The following is a 23,977-nucleotide window of genomic DNA, read 5'->3' on the forward strand; positions in this document are numbered from 1 at the left end:
TCGACCGAACCGGCGACGCTGCAGGTGAGGGTCTCGCTTACAGGTTGATGTTCGGCAAACCCGTTACGCCTTCGCCATCTGCGCATTGGGCATGCGATTGATCGATCAGCATGCTTGATGGTGACCGCTGGATCAGCAGCGCTTCGACCAGCCGGGAAGTTCGACCAGCCGGGAAGCAAGCTCACCAGTGGAGCCAATGCGCGAGAGCTGGCGGTTTTCAGCGGATATCCCTGAGCTGCATCAGCTTGACGAGATCCAGCCCTGAGCCGTCTTTTTCATCATGAAGCGGAGCAAAAAAAATGCGGAGTCACAAGAACAGCAATCGTCTGACGCATGCCCAGAGCACCTACCAACGCATGCCAGAGCAGGTGACTGACCTGCCGGTGAGTCCGGGCACGGTTGCGTCCGGAATGGCGTCGCCCTCAGGATCCTCTGGCGTCCTCAGCGAACTGCCAGCTCGACCGACTAAGCTCCTTCGCACCGAGGCATCTGCTGTGCATTCGGCGCCGGGATCGGGCGCGATTCCGGGTCAGAACGGCACATCGATGCCGTTTCACTTCGCGCTGCCATACGACTACCTGGGCCGCAACAGTCATGCGCATCATCTTCCGCTTGGGCGTGCTGATGTGCCTGAGCCTCAGTGGACAGCAGAGCAGCAGCCTGCTTTCGAAGACGCCGCCGTTCATGAAGAACGTCAGGTGCAAGTGGGTTGTCCATCAACCTCGTGCGATGTGCCCAGCGAGTTCGCCAAGCTAAGCGGCAAGATTCGACGCGGGACCGTGTTGTCAGGCTCCGACACACCCTATCCGGCCGACAGTGAATTCATCGCGCAGCTTGTAGACGCTGCCGGGAAGAGGGGGGATAAACTGGTGGCCATAAAACGCTACGTCTATTTGTTGATACGTTTTAGCGATTGGCTCAGGCAGCGGGGCAAGGCTGGTCTGCAAAAGCGGCTCTGCCAGGACAAAGAGTCGCTCCGCCAAGACAAAGAGGCGCTAAAACGCGATGCCTCGGATTTCCAAAAAGGGTCACAAGGCATTCGTCTGAACGCGGCACTGACGCATCTGCGTAAAATCGCATCTGCCAACTATGGAGCGCCAAAAATACGGCTTTCTGGTAGATATGAGGTTCCTGACGGCGATAAACAACTCATCGATGGTACGCTTTCTGCTAGTCCCGCGTATGCAAGCCCGTTGCGCGCCTTTAGTGAATGGCTCAATAGCCAGAATAAGCAGGGATTGTCGGAAACGGGAAGACTGCACTCCGAAACCTTGATGGATGACGCCAAAGCCTTCGCAGGCACGTGCATGGCGGGCAGTCGAAAGGCCGTTGCGGCGCTACGGAAACTGCAGGAACTTAAACTCACCGAAGCGACATTCATACCGGGGAAGCATCTTGATACGAGTGATATCAATGAAGACGACCGCCAAATCGTCGAGCACTTTAAAGCTACTTTGTGGGTGTCCAGCGGCGGAAGAACATATGCTAAAGGAGAAACCTACGCCAGTAAGACATCACGCCGTCTGACCCGATTTAGCGTTTGGCTAAAGAAGAACAACAAGGCGCCAATGGCGTCGCGTTTGTACGACAAAACGTTGGATCAAGATTTTGCGACCTACATCAATGGCTTGAGCTTAAACGTCCGCTCTCAAGTGAAAACCATGCTGTCGAAAGTGCGCGAGACGTATCCTCCTGACGTGCAGTTGCCCGACCAGGGAGGCATAGCTGAACCAACGGGTTCTTCTTACTCTTCCATGATTCCACACACTCCTGAGGGTGGTTGGCCGCAGGCGCCTGAAGGCGACTGGAATCCCGATACGCCCGAGGACGAGGTGGCAGGACCTTCATCGTCAGCCCAGCCCGAGGTGTCGAGTTACGACATTCCATTCGACTGGGAGGCACTGTATCAAGAAGCGACAGAGCCGCAGCACACCACCGAGATGTCGCAAGCGTCAATACTGAGCTTCGACGAGAAGGACACTGGGCCCGGTTGGAAACCTGGTGCACAGCAGGTGCCCGACTGGCTATTGCAGCATAAGGTTCGCGATGAGCAGATGGTTCGTATCTGCGGCATTAATTATAGCGTCTCCACCAAACAGCGCGATGTCGGCGGAGTGAAGCAGGCCAAACTTTATCTCAATCCACTATACCCTTGAGGTCGCTGAGCGATGCGCCCTATGCGCGTGGGCATATCGCACGGTGCATCGTCGATGCAGTGCGCTGATATTGCGCTAAGAGCGGCTAACAAAACGTAGCGAGCAGTCGTCAGGTGGGTGTGGACGGCGCGGAGGAACCGCGGCGTGAAAGCGGTATGTGCCGATTCCGAGCACCGGCTGCGCCCGCCTGGCGGCCGTTCGCTAGCTCGTTAGTCAAACTAACGGCGGCCTTGCCGGCAGCGCGGTTCAGCGCGTTGCCCGGGCGGCGCCCGGGCGCCGCTATAATTGCGCTACTCAGGCCCCACGCCCCACTCAGGCCCCAGGCCGTTCCGTTCCCCAGGCTCCTGCTTCCATGTCCCAGCTGAACCCCAAAGTCGGCTTCGTCAGCCTTGGCTGCCCGAAGGCGCTCGTCGATTCCGAACGCATCCTCACCCAGTTGCGCGTGGAGGGCTACGACATCGTGCCCAGTTACGATGCTGCAGATGTGGTAGTGGTCAACACCTGCGGCTTCATCGATTCGGCGGTGACCGAGTCGCTGGATGCGATCGGCGAGGCGATGAATGCCAACGGCAAGGTGATCGTCACCGGCTGCCTGGGCAAGCGCCCGGAGCAGATCCGCGAGGCGTATCCGCAGGTGCTGGCGGTGTCCGGCCCGCAGGACTATCAGAGCGTGATGGAGGCAGTGCACGCTGCGTTGCCGCCGCGCCACGACCCGTTCGTGGATCTGGTGCCCGATTACGGCATCAAATTGACGCCGCGCCATTACGCCTATTTGAAGATCTCCGAAGGATGCAACCACCGTTGCAGCTTCTGCATCATCCCTTCCATGCGCGGCGATCTGGCTTCGCGCCCGGTCGATGAAGTGCTGCGCGAAGCCGAGCGGCTGGTGCGCGGTGGGGTCAAGGAATTGCTGGTGGTTTCGCAGGACACTTCGGCTTACGGCGTGGATCTGAAATACGTCGAGCGCCCCTGGCGCGACCGGACGTACCAGACGCGCATGAAGGCGCTGTGCGAAGGCTTGTCGGAGCTGGGCGTGTGGACGCGCCTGCATTACGTGTATCCGTATCCGCACGTGGACGACGTGATCCCGCTGATGGCCGAGGGCAAGGTGCTTCCGTATCTGGATATCCCGTTCCAGCACGCCAGCCCGCGCATCCTCAAGTTGATGAAGCGCCCGGGCGCAGTCGAAAAAACCCTGGAGCGTGTGCAGCGCTGGAAGGCGATGTGCCCGGAGATCACCGTGCGCTCGACCTTCATCGTCGGCTTTCCCGGTGAGACCGAGGCTGAGTTCGAATCGTTGCTTGACTTCCTGGATCAGGCGCAGCTCGATCGGGTCGGCGCGTTCGCGTATTCGCCGGTCGAAGGCGCCAGCGCCAATGCGTTGCCGGATCCGGTGCCGGAAGAACTCAAGCAGGAGCGTCTGGCGCGCTTTATGGCCCGCCAGGTGGATATTTCCGCCGCGCGCCTTGAATCCAAAATCGGCAGCGTGCAGCAGTGTCTGGTCGATCTGATCGAAGACGACATCGCGGTGGCGCGCTCACGCGCGGACGCACCGGAAATCGATGGTCTGGTGCATATCCAGAACGGCGGCGAGCTCGGGCTGAAGATCGGCGATCTGGTCGAGGTGGAAATCACCGACAGCGATGAGCACGATCTTTTTGGCGATGCGTTACCGGTAAAGGGTAATCGCGGGATTGAACTTGCGGTGATCAGCTAGCGCAAGGTTGTGTAGAAAAGCTCGTACATGAGTTTCATTGCGAGCTCTGCGTCTTCGCGCATGACAGTGCGCGGATGTTTTTTTTGGTTATGAATCGGTGTCCGAGCGTATGGTCTAGGTCGTCGGCTTCTTTTCGATGCGCGTAGGCGTTTCTTCTTTTAACCAGTAGGTCGAGATTTTCCAGGAAGTCCTGGCTTAAAACTACATTGGGTATGGAAATTTTTCTTATCTCTTTAGAGCGGCTAACAAAACTACTGCGCCGCCGCCAGGCGGGCGCGGCTGGTGCTCGGAATCCTCATGTACCACGCGTACACTCCGGTTCCTCTGCGCCCACCTGACGACTGCTCGCTACGTTTTGTTAGAGCGTGTTATGAACTTTGAAAGAGGGTGGCTGCATTTCCAAGCATCAGGATCGTGAAGACGACGAAGTGCAAACCGGCCAAGGTTTCCGGCAATCGCTCGTAGTCGCGTGCCAGCCGTCTGAAACGATTGGCCCATCCGAAGCTGCGCTCGACAACCCAACGGCGCGGCAGCAAGACAAAGCCTTTTTTCGCTTCTTGCAGCTTGATCACGTGCAACTCAATGCCTTCTTCCGTGGCCGCCTGCGCCGGTTCTTGACCGGTGTAGCCCTGATCAACAAAGGCGATCTTGACCGTTTCACCGGTCACGTGTTGTACCTCTTGTGCCAACGATCGGACTTGCGCGCGCTCCTGCTCATTAGCCGGCGTCACCTGGACAGCGAGCAGATGTCCAAGCGTATCGACGGCCATGTGTACCTTGCTGCCTTTCTTGCGTTTATAGCCATCGTATCCAGCACGCGGCCCGCTTTCGCAGGTGGACTGCAGCGTGCGAGCATCGAAAATGACCGCGCTCGGCTGGCCTTTTTTCCCTTGCGCCACACGCAAGAGTGAGCGCAGATCACTGACCATGGCCTCAAAGCAGCCCGCTTGCAGCCAGCGCTGTGTTTGCTGATACACCGCTTCCCAGGGCGGAAAATCGTTGGGAAGCAATCGCCATGGTGCGCCGGCGCGCGCGATCCACCGCAGTGCGTTGAACATCGCGCGTAGCTCATACTTGCGCTGCGGTGCCTGCACGTCCATCAGCGTCAAATAGGGAGCCGCAAAGGCCCATTCTTCGTCGGAAATATCGGTGGAATAAGGCTTACGAGGCTTCATCCGTATACGTTAGCGTGACAAGGGCAAAGTTCATAACACGCTCTAGCCCCTCTTAATGATTTGTCCCAATGTTGGCTTCTTCTGTGGGCGGTCCGCGACCTTCAACTCATCTGCCAGGGTCATTTCAATGTAAGCAGTTGCCGTTAAAACTGCTGCAATGTCCAGACGACGTTTGAAGCAATTCTTCGCTTCCTGGAGCAGAGTGGGTCAATTCTTTCCAGTGCGTCCAATAGGTTGAGATTCATGCGTTTCAAGCCTCGTAATAGACAGACACCACCACAAAGGTGTGCTTGCCGGAAGGTAACTGCGCTTCGAACTCGTCATCCGCGCGTTTTTTCAGCAATGCGCGCGCCAACGGCGAATCAATACTGATCCAGCCGCGTCCGGCGTCGGTTTCGTCCGGGCCGACGATGCGGTAGTGCAGCAGTTCGCCGCTGTCGGCGTCTTCCAATTCGACCTGCGCGCCGAAGAACACGGCGCGTGGGTCGGTCGGCGTGATATCCACCACGCGCAGCGCTTCCAGCCGTTTGCTGAGATAGCGCACGCGGCGGTCGATTTCGCCAAGCTGCTTCTTGCGGTAGGTGTATTCGGCATTTTCCGAGCGGTCGCCTTCGGCTGCGGCTGCAGCCAGCGCACTCACCACCTCGGGCCGACGAACCCGCCAGAGATCTTCCAGCTCGGCCTTGAGCCGCGCATGGCCCTCGGGCGTGATCAGCGCCGTGCTTTTTTCGGCAGGGGGGCGCCAGCGGCTCATGGGGCAGGCTCAGGAATCGAAACGGCGGAAGCGCGATGCTAGCGCGCATGGGCTGCTTGCGCATCTGCCGCTGCACACACCCGAGGGGCGCCAGACCATTTCCTGGGTGACGCTGGGCGGGGCCAGGTGTCGCAATTGAGCGCGGAAAGCGTGTCTGGCGAGGCGGCATTGACGGTGACCGGGCTGGCACCGGGCGGCAGCATCGCCGCGGAAAGCGTCAGCGGCACGATCGCGCTGGGAGTTCCGCGCAACTTGTCGGCAGCGTTGGATGCGGAGATCTTCAGCGGCAATATCCGCGCGGTGGGCGGGAAGGTGGAGCGACCTGAATATGGCCCGGCAAGAGCCTGAAAGCGACGTTGGGCGGGCAATGGCGACGTCAAGCTGGAGTTGCATTCGGGCTCGGTGCGCATCGATCACAACCGAGGCCTGAAAACAAACGTGCCACCTTGCGGTGGCACGTCAGTACAAACACTTCAGCTTCCGGGTAGCGCTTAAGCGATCTTGTCGCCGTCGTTGCGCGTCGGGCCGAAGTTGGTGGTGAGCACTTCGATCCGACCGCCGGTCTTGCGGAACGCGGCGATGTCGGCAGCGATACGCTCACGACTGAGCGGCTGCGACTTGCCTTCGCTGCGAGTGATGCTGGGCTGGGATTTCTGCTTGGTCGCGGGACGTGCCATGTAGCCTCCTGTAGCGGGGAAGTGCGGTGACGCCGCGTGCGACCAGGGTGGTGCGCGCAGTATCGAGAGGTGCGGTCGCGTTCGGTGCGCAATCGCGGCGGCACGGCGGGCGTGCCTTGCAGGCAAGACGACGGGGTGTCGAGCAGCAACCGCTTATCATAGGGGGTAATGCTTCGCCTTGTGTTAACCGGCTGACGAACGGGCTGCGTGTGCTGCCGCCCATGCCAACCCCTGGACCACACCGAAGGACGGGTCGCCATGCACCAAGCGCGATTTCGGAAAAGCCGCCGCCACCGTCTCGCGAATATAGCCGGCGCGCGACATGCCGCCGGTCAGGAACACCGTTGCTGGTGGTGCGGTTATGTCAGCACTCACCTGCGCGAGCAAGCCCTCCAACTCGGCCAGATAGTTGGAGGCAGAGGCGACCAGTGCACTGGCCTGCACATCCACGCCCAGCCCGCGCTCGATGAAGTCCAGGGCCGCCTCATGCTGCTCGAGCTCGCTGAGGGCGATCTTGCAGGCTTCCACACCGCGATACAGACGCGCGGTATTGCCGGTAGCCTGCAACGCCTGCAAACGCTTGTCGAACGGCGCGGGAACGTCTTGATAGTTGTGCAGGCGAAATTCGCGTTGGCGGGTCATGTCCTGCACCATCGCCGCTTCTACGTAATGATGCGTCGGCACGCGGGTGATGCCGCGACCGAATAACGGCATGTAGGCGGCCAGGCTTAGCGCTAGATCGATATCGGTGCCGCCGCGCGCGATGCCCCAGGCGCGGTGTACCTGCGGCGCGGCGCTGCCGCCGACGCTGGCGTGCGCGACGTCGGTGGTGCCGCCGCCGATGTCTACCACCATGGTGTCTTGGCGGGTGTCGTGGCTGACGTGGTAGTGCATCGCGGCCGCTGCGGGCTCTTCGAGGAAATCCACGTGATCGAAACCGGCCGCGATTGCGGCGGTCTGCAGGATATCCAAGGCTTGCGCATTACCGGCTTGGCCGATCGAGCTGCGGAACTGTACCGGGCGGCCCAGCGTGGCGCTGCGGATATTGATGTCGAACTGGCGCGAGGCGGTGAGCCGGATATGTTCCAGCACATGCGTGGCAATGCCGGTAATGGTCTGGCGCGCGCGTGGATGCAGGTTGTAGCCCAGCATCGACTTGGGGCTCTGCACCAGATTGCCTTCGCCTTCGAGCAAGTACGCATCCAGCGCTTCGTCGCCATACACCGCGTTCTGTAGCAGGGCTGCGGAGCTGCGTGGCTCGCGCACCTGTTTTTCCATCCATTGACGACGCACGATGCGAATCGCATCGCGGCGCAGGCTGTCGTTATTGGGCGTGTGACCGGCGGCGAGCGCGTCGCGGCGGCCCGAGTCGACCAGCCGCTCGACCTCGTATTCCGGCGCGGGCGTGAGCCTGAAATCCTCCGGATCGCGCATGGTGTCGGGGAAATACACTGTGGTGCGGAACTGCAAGGCCTCGCCGAAGCGTACCGGCAGTACTTGCCCGTCGACGATCGCCGCAGCAGCGGAGTTGCTGGTACCGAAGTCGATGCCGAGTTTCATGCAGAACATGCCTAAGAGTGGATAACAAAACGTAGCGAGCAGCCGCCAGGTGGGTGCGGACGGCGCGTAGGAACCGAAGTGTACGCGTGGCACATGCCGATTCCGAGCACCGGCCGCGCCCGCCTGATGGTGAGCGCAGTCGTTTTGTCAGCCACTCTCCCAATGCGCTAATCCTTCGCTGCGCCACGTTCGATCTGCGCGCGACGTGCGTGCCAGGTCTCCGGCGTTTGCGGCTTGATGAACAGTGCGGTGAGTTCGGGATACTGTTGCTTGGCAGCCGCTTCGATACGTCCAACGCAGGCTTCGATCTGCGGTGTGGTGCGGCTGTCTTCTAATTCGGCGCTCAACGCGGCAACCACCTGGTTTGGGCCCATCTGCATGGTGAGCACGCCGTTGGCGGCGCACACGTCGGGGTCGCTGGCGGCGATGCGCAGCAGCGACTCGGTGACATGCGCGTGCGCTGGTTCGCCGATCAGCAAGCCTTTGGTTTCGCGCGCTAGCAGGAACGCGGTAAATGCGAGCACGCCGGAAATGCCGATCGAGGCGATGCCGTCGAGCTCGGGCATGTCCAACAGTTGCGTCCCGGCAAGGCCGAGCAGTGCCATGAACAAGCCGACCAGTGCAGCGCTGTCTTCCAGCAACACCGTAAATGTGCTTGGGTCCTTGCTCTGGCGAAAGGCCTGGAAATACCCCATGCGGCCTTTTCTGGAGCGAAACTCGCGCAATGCGACCAGCCACGAAGTGCCTTCGAACATGATCGATACGCCAAGCACGCTGTAGGCGATCAGATGGCTCCTGGCCGGCTCGGGATTGCGAAGATGCACGATGCCTTCGTACAGCGACACACCTGCGCCCATTGCAAACACCAGCAACGCAACGATGAAACTCCAGAAGTACAACTCGCGCCCGTAACCGAACGGATGGGTCGGAGTGGGTGCCTGAGCCGCGCGGCGCAGGCCGTACAGCAGCAGGATTTCGTTGATGGTGTCCACTAGCGAATGCACACCTTCGCTGAGCATTGCCGAGCTGCCGGAAATGCCCGCAGCAATGAACTTGGCGATCGCAATGGCCAGATTGCCGGCCAACGCCACATATACCACCAAGTGCGAGCCCTTGGGTTTGGTCGCGCCGGCAACCGTGGCGCCGTGGTTGGCGTCTCCAGCGTCGGTGGAGCCCGGCGTGGTACGCGATGGGGTGGGCACTGACTCGTTGGACACGCGCGACCTGCAGGGCATTCGATAAGCGCCGCACTATCGGGCCGCTGCCGTGCTGAATGCGTGATCGCGCGGTCGGGGGGCAACACTCCACGCCCGTTCTAGAGCGTGTTATGAACTTTGAAAGAGGGTGGCTGCATTTCCAAGCATCAGGATCGTGAAGACGACGAAGTGCAAACCGGCCAAGGTTTCCGGCAATCGCTCGTAGTCGCGTGCCAGCCGTCTGAAACGATTGGCCCATCCGAAGCTGCGCTCGACAACCCAACGGCGCGGCAGCAAGACAAAGCCTTTTTTCGCTTCTTGCAGCTTGATCACTTGCAACTCAATGCCTTCTTCCGTGGCCGCCTGCGCCGGTTCTTGACCGGTGTAGCCCTGATCAACAAAGGCGATCTTGACCGTTTCACCGGTCACGTGTTGTACCTCTTGTGCCAACGATCGGACTTGCGCGCGCTCCTGCTCATTAGCCGGCGTCACCTGGACAGCGAGCAGATGTCCAAGCGTATCGACGGCCATGTGTACCTTGCTGCCTTTCTTGCGTTTATAGCCATCGTATCCAGCACGCGGCCCGCTTTCGCAGGTGGACTGCAGCGTGCGAGCATCGAAAATGACCGCGCTCGGCTGGCCTTTTTTCCCTTGCGCCACACGCAAGAGTGAGCGCAGATCACTGACCATGGCCTCAAAGCAGCCCGCTTGCAGCCAGCGCTGTGTTTGCTGATACACCGCTTCCCAGGGCGGAAAATCGTTGGGAAGCAATCGCCATGGTGCGCCGGCGCGCGCGATCCACCGCAGTGCGTTGAACATCGCGCGTAGCTCATACTTGCGCTGCGGTGCCTGCACGTCCATCAGCGTCAAATAGGGAGCCGCAAAGGCCCATTCTTCGTCGGAAATATCGGTGGAATAAGGCTTACGAGGCTTCATCCGTATACGTTAGCGTGACAAGGGCAAAGTTCATAACACGCTCTAACCTTGGAAATCGCATGCCCACCGCGCCCGCCTGGCGGCTGCGCAGTAGTTTTGTTGGCCACTCTTATGCCGGCAGCGCGATGTCGATCTGCGCGGAATGCAGTTTCGAATGGCGTGCAGGCGAGGCGGCCGCGAACACCACGGTGGTGCAAGACAGCAATGGCAATATGCGGCGGGCCGGCGACACGGTGACCGTGATCAAGGATCTCAAGGTTAAGGGCCCATCGATCCCGCTCGGGCAGGGCACGATAATCCGCAATATCGGCCTGGTCGAGAACAATGCCGGGCACATTGGAGGTAACTCGGAAAAGACCAAGGGTCTGGTACTGAACACCTGTTTTCTGCGCAAGGCGTAAACGTGGTTCTCAACTGACTCAGCGCGCTCCTGGCATGCCGTGCAATCAATTGCGTGGATACATCGCACCGCCCACGCAGCTCTGCCGCATCAGCGAGATGTATGCGTGGTACATGCCGCAGCACCGAGCGCCTGCCACGCCCGCCTAACGGTGAGCGCAGTCGTGCTGTGAGTCGCTGTTGGGCGATCTGTTGGGAAGTGCGGGGTAGTCGATGTAGCCTTTGGCACCGCCGCCGTACAGGGTGGCCTGGTCGAGCTCGGCCAGTGGTGCGTTCTCGCGCAGACGACGCAGCAGGTCTGGATTGGCGATGAACGGGCGGCCGAACGAGATCGCATCGGCATAGCCGCTGTCGATAGCTTTTTCGGCCAGCGCGCGGTCGTAGCCGTTGTTGCCGATCCATGCACCGTCGAACTTCGCACGCAGGGCGGCGTAGTCGAAGGCGACGTTATCGCGCGGCCCGCCGGTCGCACCTTCGATCACGTGCACGAAGGCCAGCCCGCCGATCAGATTGAGGCGCTCGACCGCATGCTCGAACAACGGCTGCGGATCGGAATCGTGGATGCCGTACACCGGGGTGACCGGCGACAGGCGCACGCCGGTGCGCTCGGCGCCGATCTCGTCGGCAATGGCCTGCACCACTTCGGTCAGCAAGCGGGTGCGGTTTTCGAAATCGCCGCCGTAGGCGTCGGTGCGCTTGTTGGAGCCGTCGCGCAGGAACTGGTCCAGCAGATAGCCGTTGGCTGCGTGCACTTCTACGCCGTCGAAGCCGGCATCGATCGCGTTGCGCGCAGCGATGCGGTAGTCCTCGATCAATGCGGGGATTTCGCCCAATGCAAGTGCGCGCGGCTCGGACACATCCTCGAAGCCGTTCTTGGTGTAGGTCTTGCCTTCGCCGCGGATGGCGCTGGGTGCGACCGGCACTTCGCCCGGCGGCAGCACGCTGGTATGCGAAACGCGACCGACATGCCACAGCTGCAGCACGATCTTGCCGCCGCGGCGGTGCACTTCATCGGTGACCGTATGCCAACCGTCGACCTGCTCTTTGGTGTGGATGCCGGGCGTATCCAGATAGCCCTGGCCGAGTGCGCTGATCTGCGCACCTTCGGCAACGATCAAGCCAGCACTGGCGCGCTGGCCGTAGTACTCGGCGGCCAGTGGTGAAGGTACCTGCCCGGCGACGGCGCGGTTACGCGTCAGCGGCGCCATGATCACGCGGTTGGCAAGCTCCAGCGCGCCCAGGCGCACCGGGAAGAACAAGGGGGATTCAGTGGATTCGAGCATCAGCAACCAGTCGAGGTTGATTACGCGTCAAGCGCGACGCCGCGCCGATCGCGGTGCTCCCCAAATATGGAGGCGGAACCAGCCGGCTTCGAGTGGTGCCGACAGGACACAGCGTCTCCCGGGCAATGAAACTTGCAGAACTGTGACGCGCCAGGACCTGGCGCTGGATTGCACAGAGCAACGGCCTTTCATCGATTGCCGCATTGCACAATACTAAACTGCCCCGCCATTTCTGGAGTCGGGCATGCCCGATACCGAGCTCTCACCGCCGCGCGTGTCCCGGCGCGATTACGTGTTGATTCTCTTGGCGCTGGCGATGGGCGGCTTTGCGATCGGCATCAGCGAATTTTCCACGATGGGCCTGATGACCCAGATCTCGCAGGGCTTGCAGATCAGCGAGCCTCAGGTGGGCCACGTCATCACTGCCTACGCGTTGGGTGTGGTGGTCGGCGCGCCGTTGCTGGCGATTTGGGGCGCACGCTGGCCGCGGCGCACCTTGTTGCTGCTGTTGATGGTGTTCTACGCGCTGGGCAACCTCGCCAGTGCGTTGGCGCCGAGCTATCACACGATGCTGCTGTGTCGCTTCATCGCCGGCTTGCCGCATGGTGCGTATTTCGGCGTCGCTTCGTTGGTGGCCGCGTCGATCAGCCCGCCCAATCAACGCGCCACCGCGGTGGGCCGCGTGCTATTGGGCTTGAGCGTGGCCTTGCTGGTGGGCAATCCGTTGGCGACCTGGCTTGGCCAGAGCGTCAGCTGGCGCTGGTCGTATGCGTCCGTCTCGGTGATTGCGCTAGGTACTGTCGCCGCCGTCGCGGCCTTGCTGCCGCCGCAGCCGGACGAACCGCGGCAGCAGCCGTTACGCGAGCTGCGTGCGTTCAATCAGGCGCAGGTGTGGCTGGCGTTGGCGATTGGGGCGGTGGGATTTTCCGGAATGTTTTGCGTCTTCAGTTACCTGGCGCCGACCTTGACCGCCGTCACCGGCGTGGAGCCGGCGCGCATTCCGCTGGCTATGGTCGCATTCGGCGTGGGCGGCGTGCTCGGCAGCATCCTGGGTGGGTGGTTGTTCGATCGCATGCAGTTCCGCGCGGTGCCGGTGCTGTTGGTCTGGTCGGTGGCGGTGATGCTGACCTTTCCATTGGCTGCGCACTCGGGGTTATGGGTGTTCGTCTCCATCGTGGCGGTCGGCACGATGGGCGCCCTGGCGCCGGCATTGCAGACGCGGTTGATGGACGTGGCGAACGATGCGCAGACGCTGGCTGCAGCGTCCAACCATGCAGCATTCAATACCGCCAACGCACTTGGTCCGTGGCTGGGCGGTATGGCGATCACCGCAGGATGGGGCTGGACCTCCACCGGTTATGTCGGCGCGGCGACTGCGTTCGGTGGTCTGTTGGTCTATGTATTGGCGGTGTGGCAAGAGCGTCGGCAACGCACGTTGGTGGCGAGTTGTTGATGGGTCGCAAGTTGCTGAGATGTGGTCGGTTCGAGACGGCCTGGAGCAATCAGCGCTGCCACTTGCATCGATGCGTTGCGGGCGATCTGCGTCGCTGCGCAACAGGTTGCATTGGCTGCACGTTTTGTATCCACGACCAACTCACGGCCTGGCAGTGAGACTGCTGGCTCGATCGCAAGCGGAACGAACAGTGTCATGACCGAATTCACTCCACCGCCGTGGAAACGCCGTAATCCCAAGCGTAAATCCGCATCCACGCTGCTGACGGATGCGCAGAAGGCCGCAGCAAAACAACGTGCCGAAGAAGCAGGGCGGCCGTATCCCAATTTGGTCGACAACATGTGGGCGAGCCGGCAGCCCAAATGAGTCGAGCTCGCATTGGCATCGGTGAATCACGATTCATCGTTGGCAAGATGGCGTGATGACGATGCCCGCAGCGCTCACATGCCGATTATGGTCGCAACGTCAGGATGAGGCCGTACACAACGCCAAGGTAGTGCAATCAATCCATCGATTGACTCACTTTCCGTCGCAAGCGCACTGCAGTGACAGCAGCGCAGCGCCGGCCCATCGCAACAAGGAGCCATACATGAGCATTCAGAGCAAAACCGAGCATAGCCTCAACGACCTCATCGCCATTTCCCGCGACGGCAAGGACTTCTACGACGAAGCCGCCGCCAAGGTGGGCGATGTGGAACTTGCGACGCTTTTCCGTCGCATTGCCAGCGTCAAGACCGACATCGTTAGCAGTCTGAGCAGTGTGGTTGCATCGGTGGGCGGTACGCCAGAAAAGAGCGGCACGCTGGTGGGCAGCATGCAGCAGTTCTACGGCAAGGTCCGCGCAACGCTGGGCGATACCAAGTACGGCTACGTGGCCGAGCTGGAAGAGTCGGAAGATCGCCTGCTGAAGGCGTTCGACGAGACAATCGCAGACCAGGACACCCCGGCCGCTGCACGCGATGCCGCACTGCGCCTACTACCGGAAGTGCGCGCCTGTCATGACGTGATGCGCAACCACAAGCATGCGATGAAGAGCGCCGCATAAACTGCGAGCGTGACTTGATTGCATCGCCACCGAAGCGATGCAGCTCTGGCTTGAAATCCATAGAGGCGAAAACGGGTAGCGCGAGCTGCCCGTTTCTTTTTTGAGTTGCCGATCGTTCCGATGCCGATCTGCGACGCTTCCATTGCAGTTCCACGCGCGTCGCTACGTTCCACATTGGCAGGGTTTTTTCGACGTATTCGATATACGGCTGGTCTGCTAGTATCCGCCGCCTTTCCTCAGGCAGGCCGCGCGTTGCGCGGCCGTGGAATCACCCATGCAGCATTTCTTGTACCTGTCATCGGCCCAAGCGCAGTTGTCACTGGGCTTGGGGGAAGAAAAGACCACCGAACGCCTGTTTTTTGCGGTGATGGCCGATGCGCACACTGCCGAGCGTGCGGCGAACATCGCCGAAGGTTTGTTGCAGGCCGGGCAAGTGGACGGCAAGCCGCTCGGGCGCGAGCGCCTGCATGTGACCCTGCATCATCTGGGCGACTACGCCGGAGGCTTGCCGCCATCGTTGTTGAGTCGCGCCAGTCAGGCGGCTGAGCGCGTGGTGCTAGATGCCTTCGATGTGGAGCTCGATCGGGTCGGTACCTTCGGTGGGCGGCGCTCGCAGCTTCCCTGTGTGCTGCGTGGCGAAGATCGGGTCCGTGGGCTGCATGACTTGCAAGGCGCGTTGGGGCGGCAGCTCGCGCGTGTCGGCATTGCCGGCGATGCGCAGTAGTCGCCCCTGAAAAACCCCAACCACCCAACGACCGCAAGGCATTGATGTCTGCACCGGCGTGCCAGAACTACCAGTGTTCGCTACGCTGAAGGCTGGTTTCTGGCAATTTTCAGTCATGCGTACACGCCGTCCTGCTGCCGAAGACATGCCTGCCGACGAGTTGTTTCGTTCGCGGCTGGAGAACCAGATCGATCTGCGTCATCGGCTGGCGCGGCTGAGCCAACGGATGCCGTGGACGGCGTTGGAGCAAGCACTTTCATCGCGCTTGCCGGCCACCCAGGCCGGTGGCGGTCGGCCGGCATTGCCGGTGCGGCTGATTGCCGGTTTGCTCTACCTCAAACACGCCTACGACCTGTCCGATGAAGCGGTGTGCGAGCGCTGGCTGGAGAATCCGTACTGGCAGTTCTTCACCGGTGAGGTCGTGTTCCAGACGCGCTTGCCGTGCGATGCCAGCTCGCTGACGCGCTGGCGGCAGCGCCTGGGTGAGGCCGGGATGGAAGAGCTGCTGGCGCACACCATCAACGCCGCACATGCCATGCAGGCGGTGGACGCACGCGAGTTGTCGCGGGTGATCGTGGACACCACGGTGCAAGAGAAGGCGATCGCCTATCCGACCGACAGCCGTTTGCTGGAGGTGGCACGCAAGAAGCTGGTTTTAGTGGCCAAGCGGCACGGCATCGGATTGCGGCAGAGCTACGCGCGGCAAGGCCCGGCCCTGAGCCGCAAGGCAGGTCGGTATGCGCATGCGCGCCAGTTCAAGCGGATGCGGCGCATCTTGCGACGTCAACGCACAGTGCTGGGACGGCTCATGCGCGACATCCAACGCAAACTCGATCAGGTAAACACCGGCGTGCGCGAGCGCATCGCTGTCTGGCTGGAACGTGCGCAACGGCTGTACACGCAGCGTCCGAAGGACAAACAAAAACTGTACGCATTGCATGCCCCAGAAGTGGAATGCATCGGCAAGGGCAAGGCGCGTCAAGCGTACGAATTCGGCGTCAAGGTCGGCATTGCGGTCACCGCCTGCAAGGGATTGGTCGTGGGTGCGCGCAGCTTCCCGGGCAACCCGTACGACGGCGATACCTTGGCCGAGCAGCTGGAGCAGACACGCGGGTTGCTGCAGGATGTGAGCGTAGAACCGACGGTGGCGATCGTGGACCTGGGCGATCGCGGGCGCGAAGTCGATGGCGTGCAGGTCCTGCATCGCGGCAAGGCCAAGACGCTGACGCGGCGGCAATGGCGCTGGATCAAGCGACGGCAGGCGGTGGAGCCGGTGATCGGACATCTGAAAGACGACTGCCGGTTGCGTCGCTGCAGGCTGAAGGGTGCCCAAGGCGATGCGCTGCACGTGCTCGGCTGCGCCGCCGGCTACAACCTGCGCTGGCTGCTGCGCTGGATCGCGTTTTTGCGTGCCTGGATGCGGGCGATGGGATGGTCATGCTTTAGCGCCGTGCCGCTGTCACCGACGGCACTTGGCGCTTGAAGGGGATTTTTCAGGGACGACGCAGTACACGGCACATATGACACTGCTGTATTGCAATCAGTCGTTGCCGCAGCGGCGCCGCGATGCGCTTGCCTGGACAGTGCGCGAGTTCGCGCTTGTGCGCAGCTTTCTTGGCCAGTCGCGTTACCAGATCCAAGGACGCTGGTTACTGCGCTGAGCCGCTGCGTCGATGCGCGCGCACATGCTTTAGCCTGCGCGTATAGATGCCACCACAACACCGCTCGCGTTGCATGCCGAGCAGCTGGCCGCGCTCGAACAAGCCTACGCCACGCCGCCGCGCCTACCATCACTTCGGCAACGTGCGCGCGCTGCTGGAGCATTACGCCGAGGTCGCGGCCGGGCCGGGCTGGCAGCAGCCGGTCGAGGTCTGGCTGGCGGTGCTTTTCCAAGATGAGGAATATCGCGGGCATGTGCCCAGCGTGCTGTTCCGGCTCAACCGCCAGCGCTTCCTGTCCTGTCTGCTCAAGCGCCCGCGGATCTTTCTGAGCGACCACGTCCATACGCGCTACGACGCTGCGGCGCCGGCCAATCTGCGCCGGCGGCTGGGGCGCTGATCCGCATCCGCTGAGCCGGGGGGACATCCGGACGCAGTGGACGCGCACGTTACAATAACCATATGTCCGACAGCGCTGCTTCCAGTCCCGATCCACGCCCGACAGCCCCTGCGCCACCGGCGGCCAACGCGTGCTGCCAGAGCGGTTGCCCGCTGTGCGTGCACGATCTGTATGCAGAGGAATTGGTGCGTTACCGCCAGGCCTTGGCGGCCTGGGAAGCGCGCCGGTCGGCGAAGGTGCAATAAGCAGGTTCCGGCACTTCCCGGTGCAGGCCGGAAAGATTATATTTATCTTTGAACTAATTTTACCGACGGTGTGACATGCGACGACTTCAGATGTGGAGCATGCTCTGCGGCGCGGCAGTGTTGACGCTGTCGGGCATGGTCGCCGCGCAGGCGCCGGAACTGGTGAGTCATGGCAGCTTCGAGCAGGTGCCGTTGCTGATGCCCAAGGGCGAACCGCAGCGCGTCGTGATCTGGCTGGCCGGTGCCGGCAATGCCGCCAAGCGTCAGGCACAGGCGGAAGCCTTGCGTGCCGACGGCGCGATGGTGGCGCTGGTGGACACCGCGCATCTGTACGTCGTGCTGCGCAAGGTCGGCAAGCCCTGCACGTTTTCGGTCGGCGATGTGGAGAACTTCGCGCGCTACGCGCAGGCCGTCCACCACCTGCCCACTTACCGCCTGCCGCTGCTGGTGGGCGATGGAGAAGGCGCCGCATTGGCCTATGCTAGCGCTACGCAAGCCAAACCACATATGCTGGCCGGCCTGCTCACCGACGGGTTGTGCCCGGCCATGGTGTCCGATCAGGCGATCTGCAAATGGGGTGTGCGTCCGGGCAGCAATACGCTGGTGCCGGTGCCGCTGCAGATTCCCTGGGTACTGGCCGGCAGCCAGGACAAGCGTTGCCCGGCCGCCGCCGAAGACAGCTTCCTCAAGCAGGTTCCGCAGGCGCGTACTTTTACACGCTCCCCGCAGGGCGACATCCTGCCCGGCTTGCGTGCCGCTGCCCGCGTGCTGGGAGAGCAGAAGGGCGTGGCGTTGCCGCCGCCGCCGGGCAATCTGGCCGATCTGCCAGTGGTGGAAATGCCCGCCAAACCCGATGGCGACAGCGACGACGACACCTTCGTGATCTTCGTTTCCGGCGACGGTGGCTGGGCCGGCCTGGACGAAGAAGTGTCCAAGAACCTGGTTGCGCAGGGCATCCCGGTGGTCGGACTAGATTCGCTGCGTTACTTCTGGACCGAACGCACGCCGCAGGGCTTGTCCACCGACCTGGACCGCATCGCGCGCGTATACGCGCAGCGCTGGCAACGGCAGCGGCTGGTTCTGATCGGTTTCTCGCAAGGCGCGGACGTGCTGCCGGCGGCGATCAACAAACTACCGGCGCAGACCAAGCGGAATATTCGCTTGACCGCGCTGGTGTCGGCCGGAAAATTGGCCGACTACGAATTCCATGTCAGCAACTGGCTTGGCTCGGACGACGAAGGGCTGCCGATTGCGCCGGAAGTGCAGCGTCTGCCCGCCGGCACCACCGTGTGCATCTACGGCCAGGACGACGAGGAGGCGCTGTGCCCGAGCCTGCCGGCTGATTCCGCCAAGCGCGTTGCGCTGCCGGGCGATCACCACTACAACGACGATTACCCGACAGTGGCCAGGGCGATCATTGAGCAGTTGCATGGGCTGTCGAAACCGTGAGGGTATATACTGCATCGGTGTTTCGCTGGCACGCCAGCGTTGCTGGGTGACGACAAGGCCGCATTCTGGTTGCGCTCGCAGCCCGGCTTGGACCGTATCGCGGGTGCTGTACTCACTGTGTGTTGCTGTACTCACTGTGTGTGAGTAATGAGCAGCCGGGCCGTGCAACCTGGGTACGAGCGTGGCTCTGCAGCTAGGCGATGAGTGTTGCTTGGATGCCTTCTTGATGTGGGACCGGTCATGCGGCGGGTGGATTAACGCGAAGACGATCAGGGAGTGATCGTTCGAGCAGCACGTTCGAGCAGCACTCGATCAGGCAATCAACATCCCTCGCAGACCTGGCACATACTAGGCACCAGGCCTCATTCCTGCCGGCCCGGATCCACCGAGATCAAACGGGTGACGTCCAGCAACGCGGCCGGCAGATGCATGCCGCCCGGTGCGACCAAGTAGCGCGGGCGCCAGGTCGGGGCGAACTTGGACTTGAAACGCCGCAGCCCGCTGAATCCGTAGAAGCGTTCGCCGTGGCGTGCGACCAGGCTGGCGAAACGGTTCCAGCGGCCGGCCAGGCGGTGCTCGGCCAGGCCCGACAGCGGCGCCATGCCCAGCGAGAAGCGCGTATAGCCGTTGGCCTTCCCCCACAGAAACAGCTCGATGAACAGGAAATCCATTGTGCCCTTCGGGGCTTGCGCGCTATGCCGCATCAGATCCACCGACAGCTCGCCGCCGGCAGGCGCCCGCCACACATTGGCGAAGGCGACGATCTCCCCTTCTGCCTCGGCCACGCACAACGGAAGGCGGCGCAGATAGTCGGCATCGAAGCTGCCCAGCGAGAAGCCCTTTTCTTCACCGGATTTTTCTTCCAGCCACTGCACGGACACCTCGGACAGACGCGGCAACACCGCATCCACCTGCTCGGGTTGCAGCACCCGGAAGGTCAGCCCGCCACGCTTGCCGCGGTTCCATGCCTGGCGCAGATCGGCGCGATCGCGGCCCTCCAGGGTGAAATCTTGCAGCGGCACGATCGCTTCTTCGCCCAGCTTGACCAGCGTCAGGCCCATGTCGAGATAGGTTTGCCAGTATTTTTCGCCGACCTGATAGAACACCGGACGCAGGCCCATGCGGTCGGCTTCTTCACGGAAGCGCCAGGTCAGCGCACGTGCAACCTCGGGCGGGCCGACCGGGTCGCCCATCGAGATGAGCGAGCCGCCGTAGCGCTGCATCATCACAAAGCCGCGGCCCTGCTCATCGCGCAGAAACGCCTTGTCGCCGATCAATGCCAGACAGGCCTGGGTGTCGATGCTGGTGTCCAGGATCGGGGCTAGCGTCTGCAACGTCTGCGCATCGGCGGCCGGCAACGGGCGGCGCCCGCCACGCAGCAGCCGCGCCATGCCGAACACGATCACGCCCACACACAGGATCAACGCATCGCGTAGCGCACGCGGCGCATTGGCCGAGGTGGCGAACTGCCACCACAGGTCGTTGCTGTATTCGACATGGCTGTAGACGAAGAACAGCAGCCAGAACGTGGCCACCAGCACCAGGCCCAGATTACTCAGCCAGCGCCACGACCAGGCTTCATCCAGCAGCGCGCCCTGGCGATAGAACTCGCGCCGCGCGGCCCATAGCGCGACTGCGGCCAGCGCCGCCGAAAGCGATACCGAGATATGGCTGCCGCGCAGCAGCGCCAGCGGCGGCAGCAGCACGCACACGCCAAGCGCCAGCATCCAGGCGGCATGACTGCGACGCTGCAGCCCCTGGCCGATCAACAGCAGCAGCATGCCGCCGAGGCTGACCAGCAGATGCGAGGTTTCGATCAGCGGCAGCGGCGCCACTTCCTGGCGTGCGCGCGGCGTCGGCAGCGTGCCGTCGATCACCAGTGTCGCGCCGACTGCAAACACCGCCAAGGCTAGAATCTGCGGCAGCCACGGACGCAACGCCTTCCACACCGTGCGGGCGGTACTGGCGCTGGCACGTACCGGCGCGCCCAGCCCCGAGGCGGCCGCCATCGCCACCGAGATTAGCAACGGCACGATGTAATAGGTCACGCGGTAGGCCAGCGCGGCCGCCAGCACTGCGGCAGGGGCGACATGCGGCAGCAGCTTGAGCAGGCTCCACTCGAACACGCCCAGGCCGGCTGGCACGGTGGAGATCAGCCCGGCGACCACCGCGACCAGCCAGATGCCGATGAAACCGAAGTAGCCGGTACCTGGATCCGGCGGCAGCAGCACGTAGAACGCCGCCGCGGCCAGGCCCAGTTCGACCACGCTGAGCGCAGTCACGCCGAGCACGGTGGCGCGGTCGGGCAGCCAGAAACGATGGCTGCGGATGCCGAATTCGCGGCCTTGCTTGCCGACCAGCACCAACATGGCAAGGTAGCCGACCAGCAAGGCGATACCGGCGGCGCGGACGCCTTGTGCGGCGATCGGCACCGCACGCGCGGCCGCTTCCGGTTCCAGCATCAGCGCCAGGCAGATCAGCACCCAGGCACCGAAAATGAAGCCCAGCGTGCTCATCAGCACCACCTGCCCGATCTCGGCCAGCGTCAGCCCCACGCTGCCATAGCCGCGCAGGCGCACCGCGCCGCCGGTGAGCGCGGCAAAGCCCAGCGTCTGCCCGACCGCATGCGCCATGAAGGCGGTGATGCCCACGCGCGCCGGATGTAGCCGCTTGCCGGTGCGCTTTAGCCCCACCCAGTCGAATCCCACCAGACAAACGTAACTGCTCAGGCCCAGCAACAGGGTGAGCGCGACCTGCCCAGCTCCCAGGGCACGGAACGCTTGGCTGATCTGGTGATAGCCAAGGTCGGTGAACTGTGAGGACAGCGCGTGCAGCGCCATCGCCATAATCGCCAGGCTGATGATGACCGGCATGGCACGACGCCAACCGCTGGCAGGCGCTTCGGAAGACACGGAGTGATCCATCATGAGGGTAACGGGATCTGCTGAAAGGGGCGCAGGGCGCCTGCACGATATGTGGCCCGCGTGTGGTCGGTCTGCATGGGCCAGTCGGGTTGATGGTGCATGCAGCGTGATCGCGTGAGTGCCGAAGTCAAGTGAACGCGTGGTTCGATCGAACCGACATAGTGTCGGTGCAGGGCGCGCGCGCATCATAGGGCAAAGGCGCACCCGCGTGCCGTAGAGATAACGACATGGCCGGCATGACAGTTGGAAAAGAGACAGACTGCCGATGGGCAATCCACTCGATCACGCGGATATCGCGCGACCCACGCCGCCACCTCCATCACGCTGGAGCGGTCACGCCGGTGCCATCCCTGCGTGGGCAGGCGTGGCCTTTATCGGCTTGGTGCTGGTGTTGCAGTGACTGGGCGGCGATCTGCGGCCAGAAGATCGCGATCGTGCTGATCTTGGTCTGGATGCGCTGGTGGGCACGTGGCTGGCGCGATGCGTGCGTGGCGGGGCTGCACGTTTGCCGCATTCGCGTGACAATGCCGGGGTCAAACAACCCTGGGAAGTCTGAAATGGTGCAGCGATTCGATGCAGGTCCGCGTATGTCCGAAATGACCGTCCATGGTGGGGTGTGTTACCTGGCCGGCCAAATTGCCGAAGACACCAGCGAAGACATCACCGGGCAGACCCGCCAGGTGTTGGGCGAGATCGACAAGCTGTTGGCGCTGGCGGCCAGCGACAAGACCAAGATCCTGCGCGCGGAGATCTACCTGGCAGACATCGCCGATTTCGACGGCATGAACAAGGCTTGGGACGAATGGGCACCGCACGGTTTCACGCCTGCGCGCGCCACCGTCGAAGCCAAGCTGGCACGGCCGGACTGGAAGGTCGAGATCGTCATCACTGCAGCAGCAGGCTGATCGCGCAGTTGCATGCGCGGTGATTGTCTGATGCGCGTGCGGCAGGGCTGAGGTCTTCAGCGTGCGGCCTCTGCGATGGCCGCAGTGTGTCGGCAGACGGCGGCAAGCAACGTGGAGCGCGCGTTGGCCTGGAAATGTCAGCCGGCGCGCTTTACCAGGACATTCGTGCGGGTAAAGTGCAGATAAATGTGGCGCTCGACCGACAGTCGCATTGCACTGTCAGCGGTCGCCTGATCGATCAGCGCTTGACGAAGCGGTAATGCGCCACGCCCCATTCGCGGCCCTGGTCGTAGCCGAACAATTCTGCGCAGGCCAGCCAAAACATGCGCCAGCGCTGCCACCAACGCTGCGCTTCCTCGCCGTAGGTCTGGCGCAGCAACGGCATGATCTGCTCGCGATGGCGGTCCTGATTCTCCAGCCACGCGTTGGCGGTCTTCTCGTAATGCTCGCCCGACAGCAGCCAGCGTTGCTCGATCACCACGTCCTGCTGGAAATGCAGCAAGGTATCGGCCGCCGGCATCAGCCCGCCGGTGAAGAAATGCCGGCCCATCCAGTTATCTTCGCCTGCCACTTCGAACGGATAGGCCAGCTCGCGGTGACAGAAGATATGCACGAACAACTTGCCGCCCGGTGCCAGCCAGCTGCCGACGCGTGCCAGCAGCTCGCGGTAATTGCGCATGTGTTCGAACATTTCCACCGATACCACGCGGTCGAAGTCGCCTGGCGGCAACACCAGCGCGTTGACGTCGGCAGTGATGACCTGCACGTTGCTCAGCCCGCGCACGCGGCACTGTTCCAGAATATGCGCGCGCTGCGGACGTGAGTTGGACACCGCGGTGATGGTGCCACCGGGATAGCGCTCGGCCATCCACAAGGTCAACGAGCCCCAGCCGCAGCCAAGTTCCAGAATGCGTTGGCCATCGGCCAGTTCGGCACGCTCACCGTATAGCGCCAGCATGCGTTCTTCGGCGGCATCCAGATCCGGGGTGGTCGCGTCCCAATAACAGCTGCTGTACTTGAGCCGGCGGCCCAGGCAAAGGGTGAAGAACTGCGGTGGCAACTCGTAGTGCTGACGATTGGCAGCATCGGTTTCAATCGCAATCGCGCTGGCGCGCAGGCTGTCGATAAACGCGCGTTGCCGTTCGCCGCTGGCATCGGCCCCATCGCCGCGCTCATCGTGCAGGCGCTGCGCGCACAGCCGGCGGATGCCGTAACGCAGCATGGCATCGGGCAGTAATCCGGACTCGGCCAAGCGGGTGGCGAAGGCTTCTTCGGGCAGCGAGGAGGGTGGGACGGTAACGGTGGACATGCGACTCTCCAG

General features: G+C 62.4%; 20 protein-coding genes, 3 other RNA genes and 5 pseudogenes. 17 read left to right on the top strand and 11 right to left on the bottom strand.

Annotated features, from left to right (window positions below; genetic code table 11):
* Positions 1-299: 299 nt before the first annotated feature.
* Entirely contained in the window at positions 300-2,156 is a 1,857-nt protein-coding gene (locus PD885_RS07190) for a hypothetical protein (protein WP_231892669.1), read from the top strand.
* Positions 2,157-2,239: 83 nt separating this feature from the next.
* On the opposite strand, the gene PD885_RS07195 is transcribed toward PD885_RS07190, so the two are convergent.
* Positions 2,240-2,315: non-coding RNA, sX9 sRNA (locus PD885_RS07195), on the bottom strand.
* A 193-nt stretch (positions 2,316-2,508) separates the two neighbouring features.
* Between PD885_RS07195 and rimO the strand changes: the two genes are divergently transcribed.
* Positions 2,509-3,873: a 30S ribosomal protein S12 methylthiotransferase RimO gene (gene rimO, locus PD885_RS07200; RefSeq protein ID WP_002814504.1), complete on the top strand. Its 1,365-nt coding sequence runs from the start codon at positions 2,509-2,511 to the stop codon at positions 3,871-3,873.
* 297 nt (positions 3,874-4,170) lie between these two features.
* A non-coding RNA gene (locus PD885_RS07210) (sX9 sRNA) lies at positions 4,171-4,237 on the top strand.
* Between the two features lie 4 nt (positions 4,238-4,241).
* Here PD885_RS07210 and PD885_RS07215 read toward each other — a convergent pair.
* Both PD885_RS07215 and greB read right to left on the bottom strand, forming a co-directional pair.
* On the bottom strand, positions 4,242-5,048 hold the full coding sequence (locus tag PD885_RS07215; protein ID WP_002801519.1) for an IS5 family transposase: 807 nt from the start codon (positions 5,046-5,048) through the stop codon (positions 4,242-4,244).
* 250 nt (positions 5,049-5,298) lie between these two features.
* Positions 5,299-5,802 (bottom strand): transcription elongation factor GreB, encoded by a 504-nt coding sequence (gene greB / locus PD885_RS07225; protein WP_002814501.1) that lies wholly within the window; start codon positions 5,800-5,802, stop codon positions 5,299-5,301.
* Between the two features lie 135 nt (positions 5,803-5,937).
* On the opposite strand from greB, the gene PD885_RS21380 reads away from it, so the two are divergent.
* Positions 5,938-6,150 (top strand): DUF4097 family beta strand repeat-containing protein, encoded by a 213-nt coding sequence (locus PD885_RS21380; protein WP_156785387.1) that lies wholly within the window; start codon positions 5,938-5,940, stop codon positions 6,148-6,150.
* 143 nt (positions 6,151-6,293) lie between these two features.
* Here PD885_RS21380 and PD885_RS07235 read toward each other — a convergent pair whose 3' ends face one another.
* The 5 genes from PD885_RS07235 to PD885_RS07255 form a co-directional block, all read right to left on the bottom strand.
* On the bottom strand, positions 6,294-6,479 hold the full coding sequence (locus PD885_RS07235) for a hypothetical protein (protein ID WP_002814496.1): 186 nt from the start codon (positions 6,477-6,479) through the stop codon (positions 6,294-6,296).
* A 183-nt stretch (positions 6,480-6,662) separates the two neighbouring features.
* Positions 6,663-8,039, bottom strand: a complete 1,377-nt coding sequence (locus PD885_RS07240) for an Hsp70 family protein (protein ID WP_002814493.1) — start codon at positions 8,037-8,039, stop codon at positions 6,663-6,665.
* A gap of 19 nt (positions 8,040-8,058) precedes the next feature.
* Positions 8,059-8,134, bottom strand: a non-coding RNA gene (locus PD885_RS07245) — sX9 sRNA.
* 72 nt (positions 8,135-8,206) lie between these two features.
* Entirely contained in the window at positions 8,207-9,274 is a 1,068-nt protein-coding gene (locus tag PD885_RS07250; protein WP_238395957.1) for a cation diffusion facilitator family transporter, read from the bottom strand.
* 90 nt (positions 9,275-9,364) lie between these two features.
* Positions 9,365-10,171 (bottom strand): IS5 family transposase, encoded by an 807-nt coding sequence (locus tag PD885_RS07255; RefSeq protein ID WP_002802516.1) that lies wholly within the window; start codon positions 10,169-10,171, stop codon positions 9,365-9,367.
* A gap of 59 nt (positions 10,172-10,230) precedes the next feature.
* Here PD885_RS07255 and PD885_RS07260 point away from each other — a divergent pair, with 59 nt between their 5' ends.
* Positions 10,231-10,572: an alkylphosphonate utilization protein gene (locus tag PD885_RS07260; protein WP_002814486.1), complete on the top strand. Its 342-nt coding sequence runs from the start codon at positions 10,231-10,233 to the stop codon at positions 10,570-10,572.
* A 144-nt stretch (positions 10,573-10,716) separates the two neighbouring features.
* Here PD885_RS07260 and PD885_RS07265 read toward each other — a convergent pair whose 3' ends face one another.
* Positions 10,717-11,853: an alkene reductase gene (locus PD885_RS07265; protein ID WP_088057108.1), complete on the bottom strand. Its 1,137-nt coding sequence runs from the start codon at positions 11,851-11,853 to the stop codon at positions 10,717-10,719.
* 244 nt (positions 11,854-12,097) lie between these two features.
* Between PD885_RS07265 and PD885_RS07270 the strand changes: the two genes are divergently transcribed.
* The 9 genes and pseudogenes from PD885_RS07270 to PD885_RS07305 all read left to right on the top strand — a co-directional run bounded on the left by PD885_RS07270 (position 12,098) and on the right by PD885_RS07305 (position 18,827).
* Positions 12,098-13,306 carry an MFS transporter gene (locus tag PD885_RS07270; protein WP_088056746.1) on the top strand — a complete coding sequence of 403 codons (1,209 nt, stop codon included), beginning with the start codon at positions 12,098-12,100 and terminating at the stop codon, positions 13,304-13,306.
* 195 nt (positions 13,307-13,501) lie between these two features.
* Positions 13,502-13,672, top strand: coding sequence for a hypothetical protein (locus PD885_RS07275; protein ID WP_002814480.1), 171 nt, complete (start codon positions 13,502-13,504; stop codon positions 13,670-13,672).
* A 223-nt stretch (positions 13,673-13,895) separates the two neighbouring features.
* On the top strand, positions 13,896-14,351 hold the full coding sequence (locus PD885_RS07280; protein WP_002814478.1) for a PA2169 family four-helix-bundle protein: 456 nt from the start codon (positions 13,896-13,898) through the stop codon (positions 14,349-14,351).
* 274 nt (positions 14,352-14,625) lie between these two features.
* A pseudogene (locus tag PD885_RS07285) lies at positions 14,626-15,072 on the top strand (2'-5' RNA ligase family protein); the annotation flags it as partial.
* 118 nt (positions 15,073-15,190) lie between these two features.
* Positions 15,191-16,558, top strand: a complete 1,368-nt coding sequence (locus PD885_RS07290; protein ID WP_088057109.1) for an IS5 family transposase — start codon at positions 15,191-15,193, stop codon at positions 16,556-16,558.
* Positions 16,559-16,577: 19 nt separating this feature from the next.
* Positions 16,578-16,736: pseudogene (locus tag PD885_RS20580) on the top strand (RNA 2',3'-cyclic phosphodiesterase); the annotation flags it as partial.
* A 42-nt stretch (positions 16,737-16,778) separates the two neighbouring features.
* A pseudogene (locus tag PD885_RS07295) lies at positions 16,779-17,133 on the top strand (hypothetical protein).
* Between the two features lie 62 nt (positions 17,134-17,195).
* A complete protein-coding gene (locus PD885_RS07300; RefSeq protein WP_002814467.1) occupies positions 17,196-17,378 on the top strand; it encodes an oxidoreductase-like domain-containing protein in 183 nt (60 codons plus the stop codon).
* Positions 17,379-17,453: 75 nt separating this feature from the next.
* A complete protein-coding gene (locus tag PD885_RS07305) occupies positions 17,454-18,827 on the top strand; it encodes a virulence factor family protein (protein WP_088056747.1) in 1,374 nt (457 codons plus the stop codon).
* Between the two features lie 362 nt (positions 18,828-19,189).
* Here PD885_RS07305 and mprF read toward each other — a convergent pair whose 3' ends face one another.
* Positions 19,190-21,754, bottom strand: a complete 2,565-nt coding sequence (mprF, locus tag PD885_RS07310; protein ID WP_002814464.1) for a bifunctional lysylphosphatidylglycerol flippase/synthetase MprF — start codon at positions 21,752-21,754, stop codon at positions 19,190-19,192.
* 128 nt (positions 21,755-21,882) lie between these two features.
* Between mprF and PD885_RS22670 the strand changes: the two are divergent.
* The 3 genes and pseudogenes from PD885_RS22670 to PD885_RS07320 form a co-directional block, all read left to right on the top strand.
* Positions 21,883-22,148, top strand: a pseudogene (locus PD885_RS22670) (hypothetical protein); the annotation flags it as partial.
* Between the two features lie 22 nt (positions 22,149-22,170).
* Positions 22,171-22,307: pseudogene (locus tag PD885_RS22495) on the top strand (DUF998 domain-containing protein); the annotation flags it as partial.
* 1 nt (position 22,308) lies between these two features.
* The gene (locus tag PD885_RS07320) at positions 22,309-22,656 is read left to right on the top strand and encodes a RidA family protein (protein ID WP_002814458.1); all 348 of its coding nucleotides are present in this window, start codon (positions 22,309-22,311) and stop codon (positions 22,654-22,656) included.
* Between the two features lie 238 nt (positions 22,657-22,894).
* On the opposite strand, the gene PD885_RS07325 is transcribed toward PD885_RS07320, so the two are convergent.
* Positions 22,895-23,965, bottom strand: coding sequence for an SAM-dependent methyltransferase (locus PD885_RS07325; protein ID WP_088056749.1), 1,071 nt, complete (start codon positions 23,963-23,965; stop codon positions 22,895-22,897).
* Positions 23,966-23,977: the final 12 nt, after the last annotated feature.

The organism is Xanthomonas fragariae (genome assembly GCF_900183975.1).
GTDB classification, from domain to species: domain Bacteria; phylum Pseudomonadota; class Gammaproteobacteria; order Xanthomonadales; family Xanthomonadaceae; genus Xanthomonas; species Xanthomonas fragariae.

Excerpts from the sequence above, each read along its gene's own strand:
- PD885_RS07190 (WP_231892669.1), top strand. The coding sequence starts at position 300 with ATGCGGAGTCACAAGAACAGCAATCGTCTGACGCATGCCCAGAGCACC.
- rimO (WP_002814504.1), top strand. The coding sequence starts at position 2,509 with ATGTCCCAGCTGAACCCCAAAGTCGGCTTCGTCAGCCTTGGCTGCCCG.
- PD885_RS07215 (WP_002801519.1), bottom strand. The coding sequence starts at position 5,048 with ATGAAGCCTCGTAAGCCTTATTCCACCGATATTTCCGACGAAGAATGG.
- greB (WP_002814501.1), bottom strand. The coding sequence starts at position 5,802 with ATGAGCCGCTGGCGCCCCCCTGCCGAAAAAAGCACGGCGCTGATCACG.
- PD885_RS07235 (WP_002814496.1), bottom strand. The coding sequence starts at position 6,479 with ATGGCACGTCCCGCGACCAAGCAGAAATCCCAGCCCAGCATCACTCGC.
- PD885_RS07240 (WP_002814493.1), bottom strand. The coding sequence starts at position 8,039 with ATGAAACTCGGCATCGACTTCGGTACCAGCAACTCCGCTGCTGCGGCG.
- PD885_RS07250 (WP_238395957.1), bottom strand. The coding sequence starts at position 9,274 with ATGCCCTGCAGGTCGCGCGTGTCCAACGAGTCAGTGCCCACCCCATCG.
- PD885_RS07255 (WP_002802516.1), bottom strand. The coding sequence starts at position 10,171 with ATGAAGCCTCGTAAGCCTTATTCCACCGATATTTCCGACGAAGAATGG.
- PD885_RS07260 (WP_002814486.1), top strand. The coding sequence starts at position 10,231 with ATGCCCACCGCGCCCGCCTGGCGGCTGCGCAGTAGTTTTGTTGGCCAC.
- PD885_RS07265 (WP_088057108.1), bottom strand. The coding sequence starts at position 11,853 with ATGCTCGAATCCACTGAATCCCCCTTGTTCTTCCCGGTGCGCCTGGGC.
- PD885_RS07270 (WP_088056746.1), top strand. The coding sequence starts at position 12,098 with ATGCCCGATACCGAGCTCTCACCGCCGCGCGTGTCCCGGCGCGATTAC.
- PD885_RS07275 (WP_002814480.1), top strand. The coding sequence starts at position 13,502 with ATGACCGAATTCACTCCACCGCCGTGGAAACGCCGTAATCCCAAGCGT.
- PD885_RS07280 (WP_002814478.1), top strand. The coding sequence starts at position 13,896 with ATGAGCATTCAGAGCAAAACCGAGCATAGCCTCAACGACCTCATCGCC.
- PD885_RS07290 (WP_088057109.1), top strand. The coding sequence starts at position 15,191 with ATGCGTACACGCCGTCCTGCTGCCGAAGACATGCCTGCCGACGAGTTG.
- PD885_RS07300 (WP_002814467.1), top strand. The coding sequence starts at position 17,196 with ATGTCCGACAGCGCTGCTTCCAGTCCCGATCCACGCCCGACAGCCCCT.
- PD885_RS07305 (WP_088056747.1), top strand. The coding sequence starts at position 17,454 with ATGCGACGACTTCAGATGTGGAGCATGCTCTGCGGCGCGGCAGTGTTG.
- mprF (WP_002814464.1), bottom strand. The coding sequence starts at position 21,754 with ATGATGGATCACTCCGTGTCTTCCGAAGCGCCTGCCAGCGGTTGGCGT.
- PD885_RS07320 (WP_002814458.1), top strand. The coding sequence starts at position 22,309 with ATGGTGCAGCGATTCGATGCAGGTCCGCGTATGTCCGAAATGACCGTC.
- PD885_RS07325 (WP_088056749.1), bottom strand. The coding sequence starts at position 23,965 with ATGTCCACCGTTACCGTCCCACCCTCCTCGCTGCCCGAAGAAGCCTTC.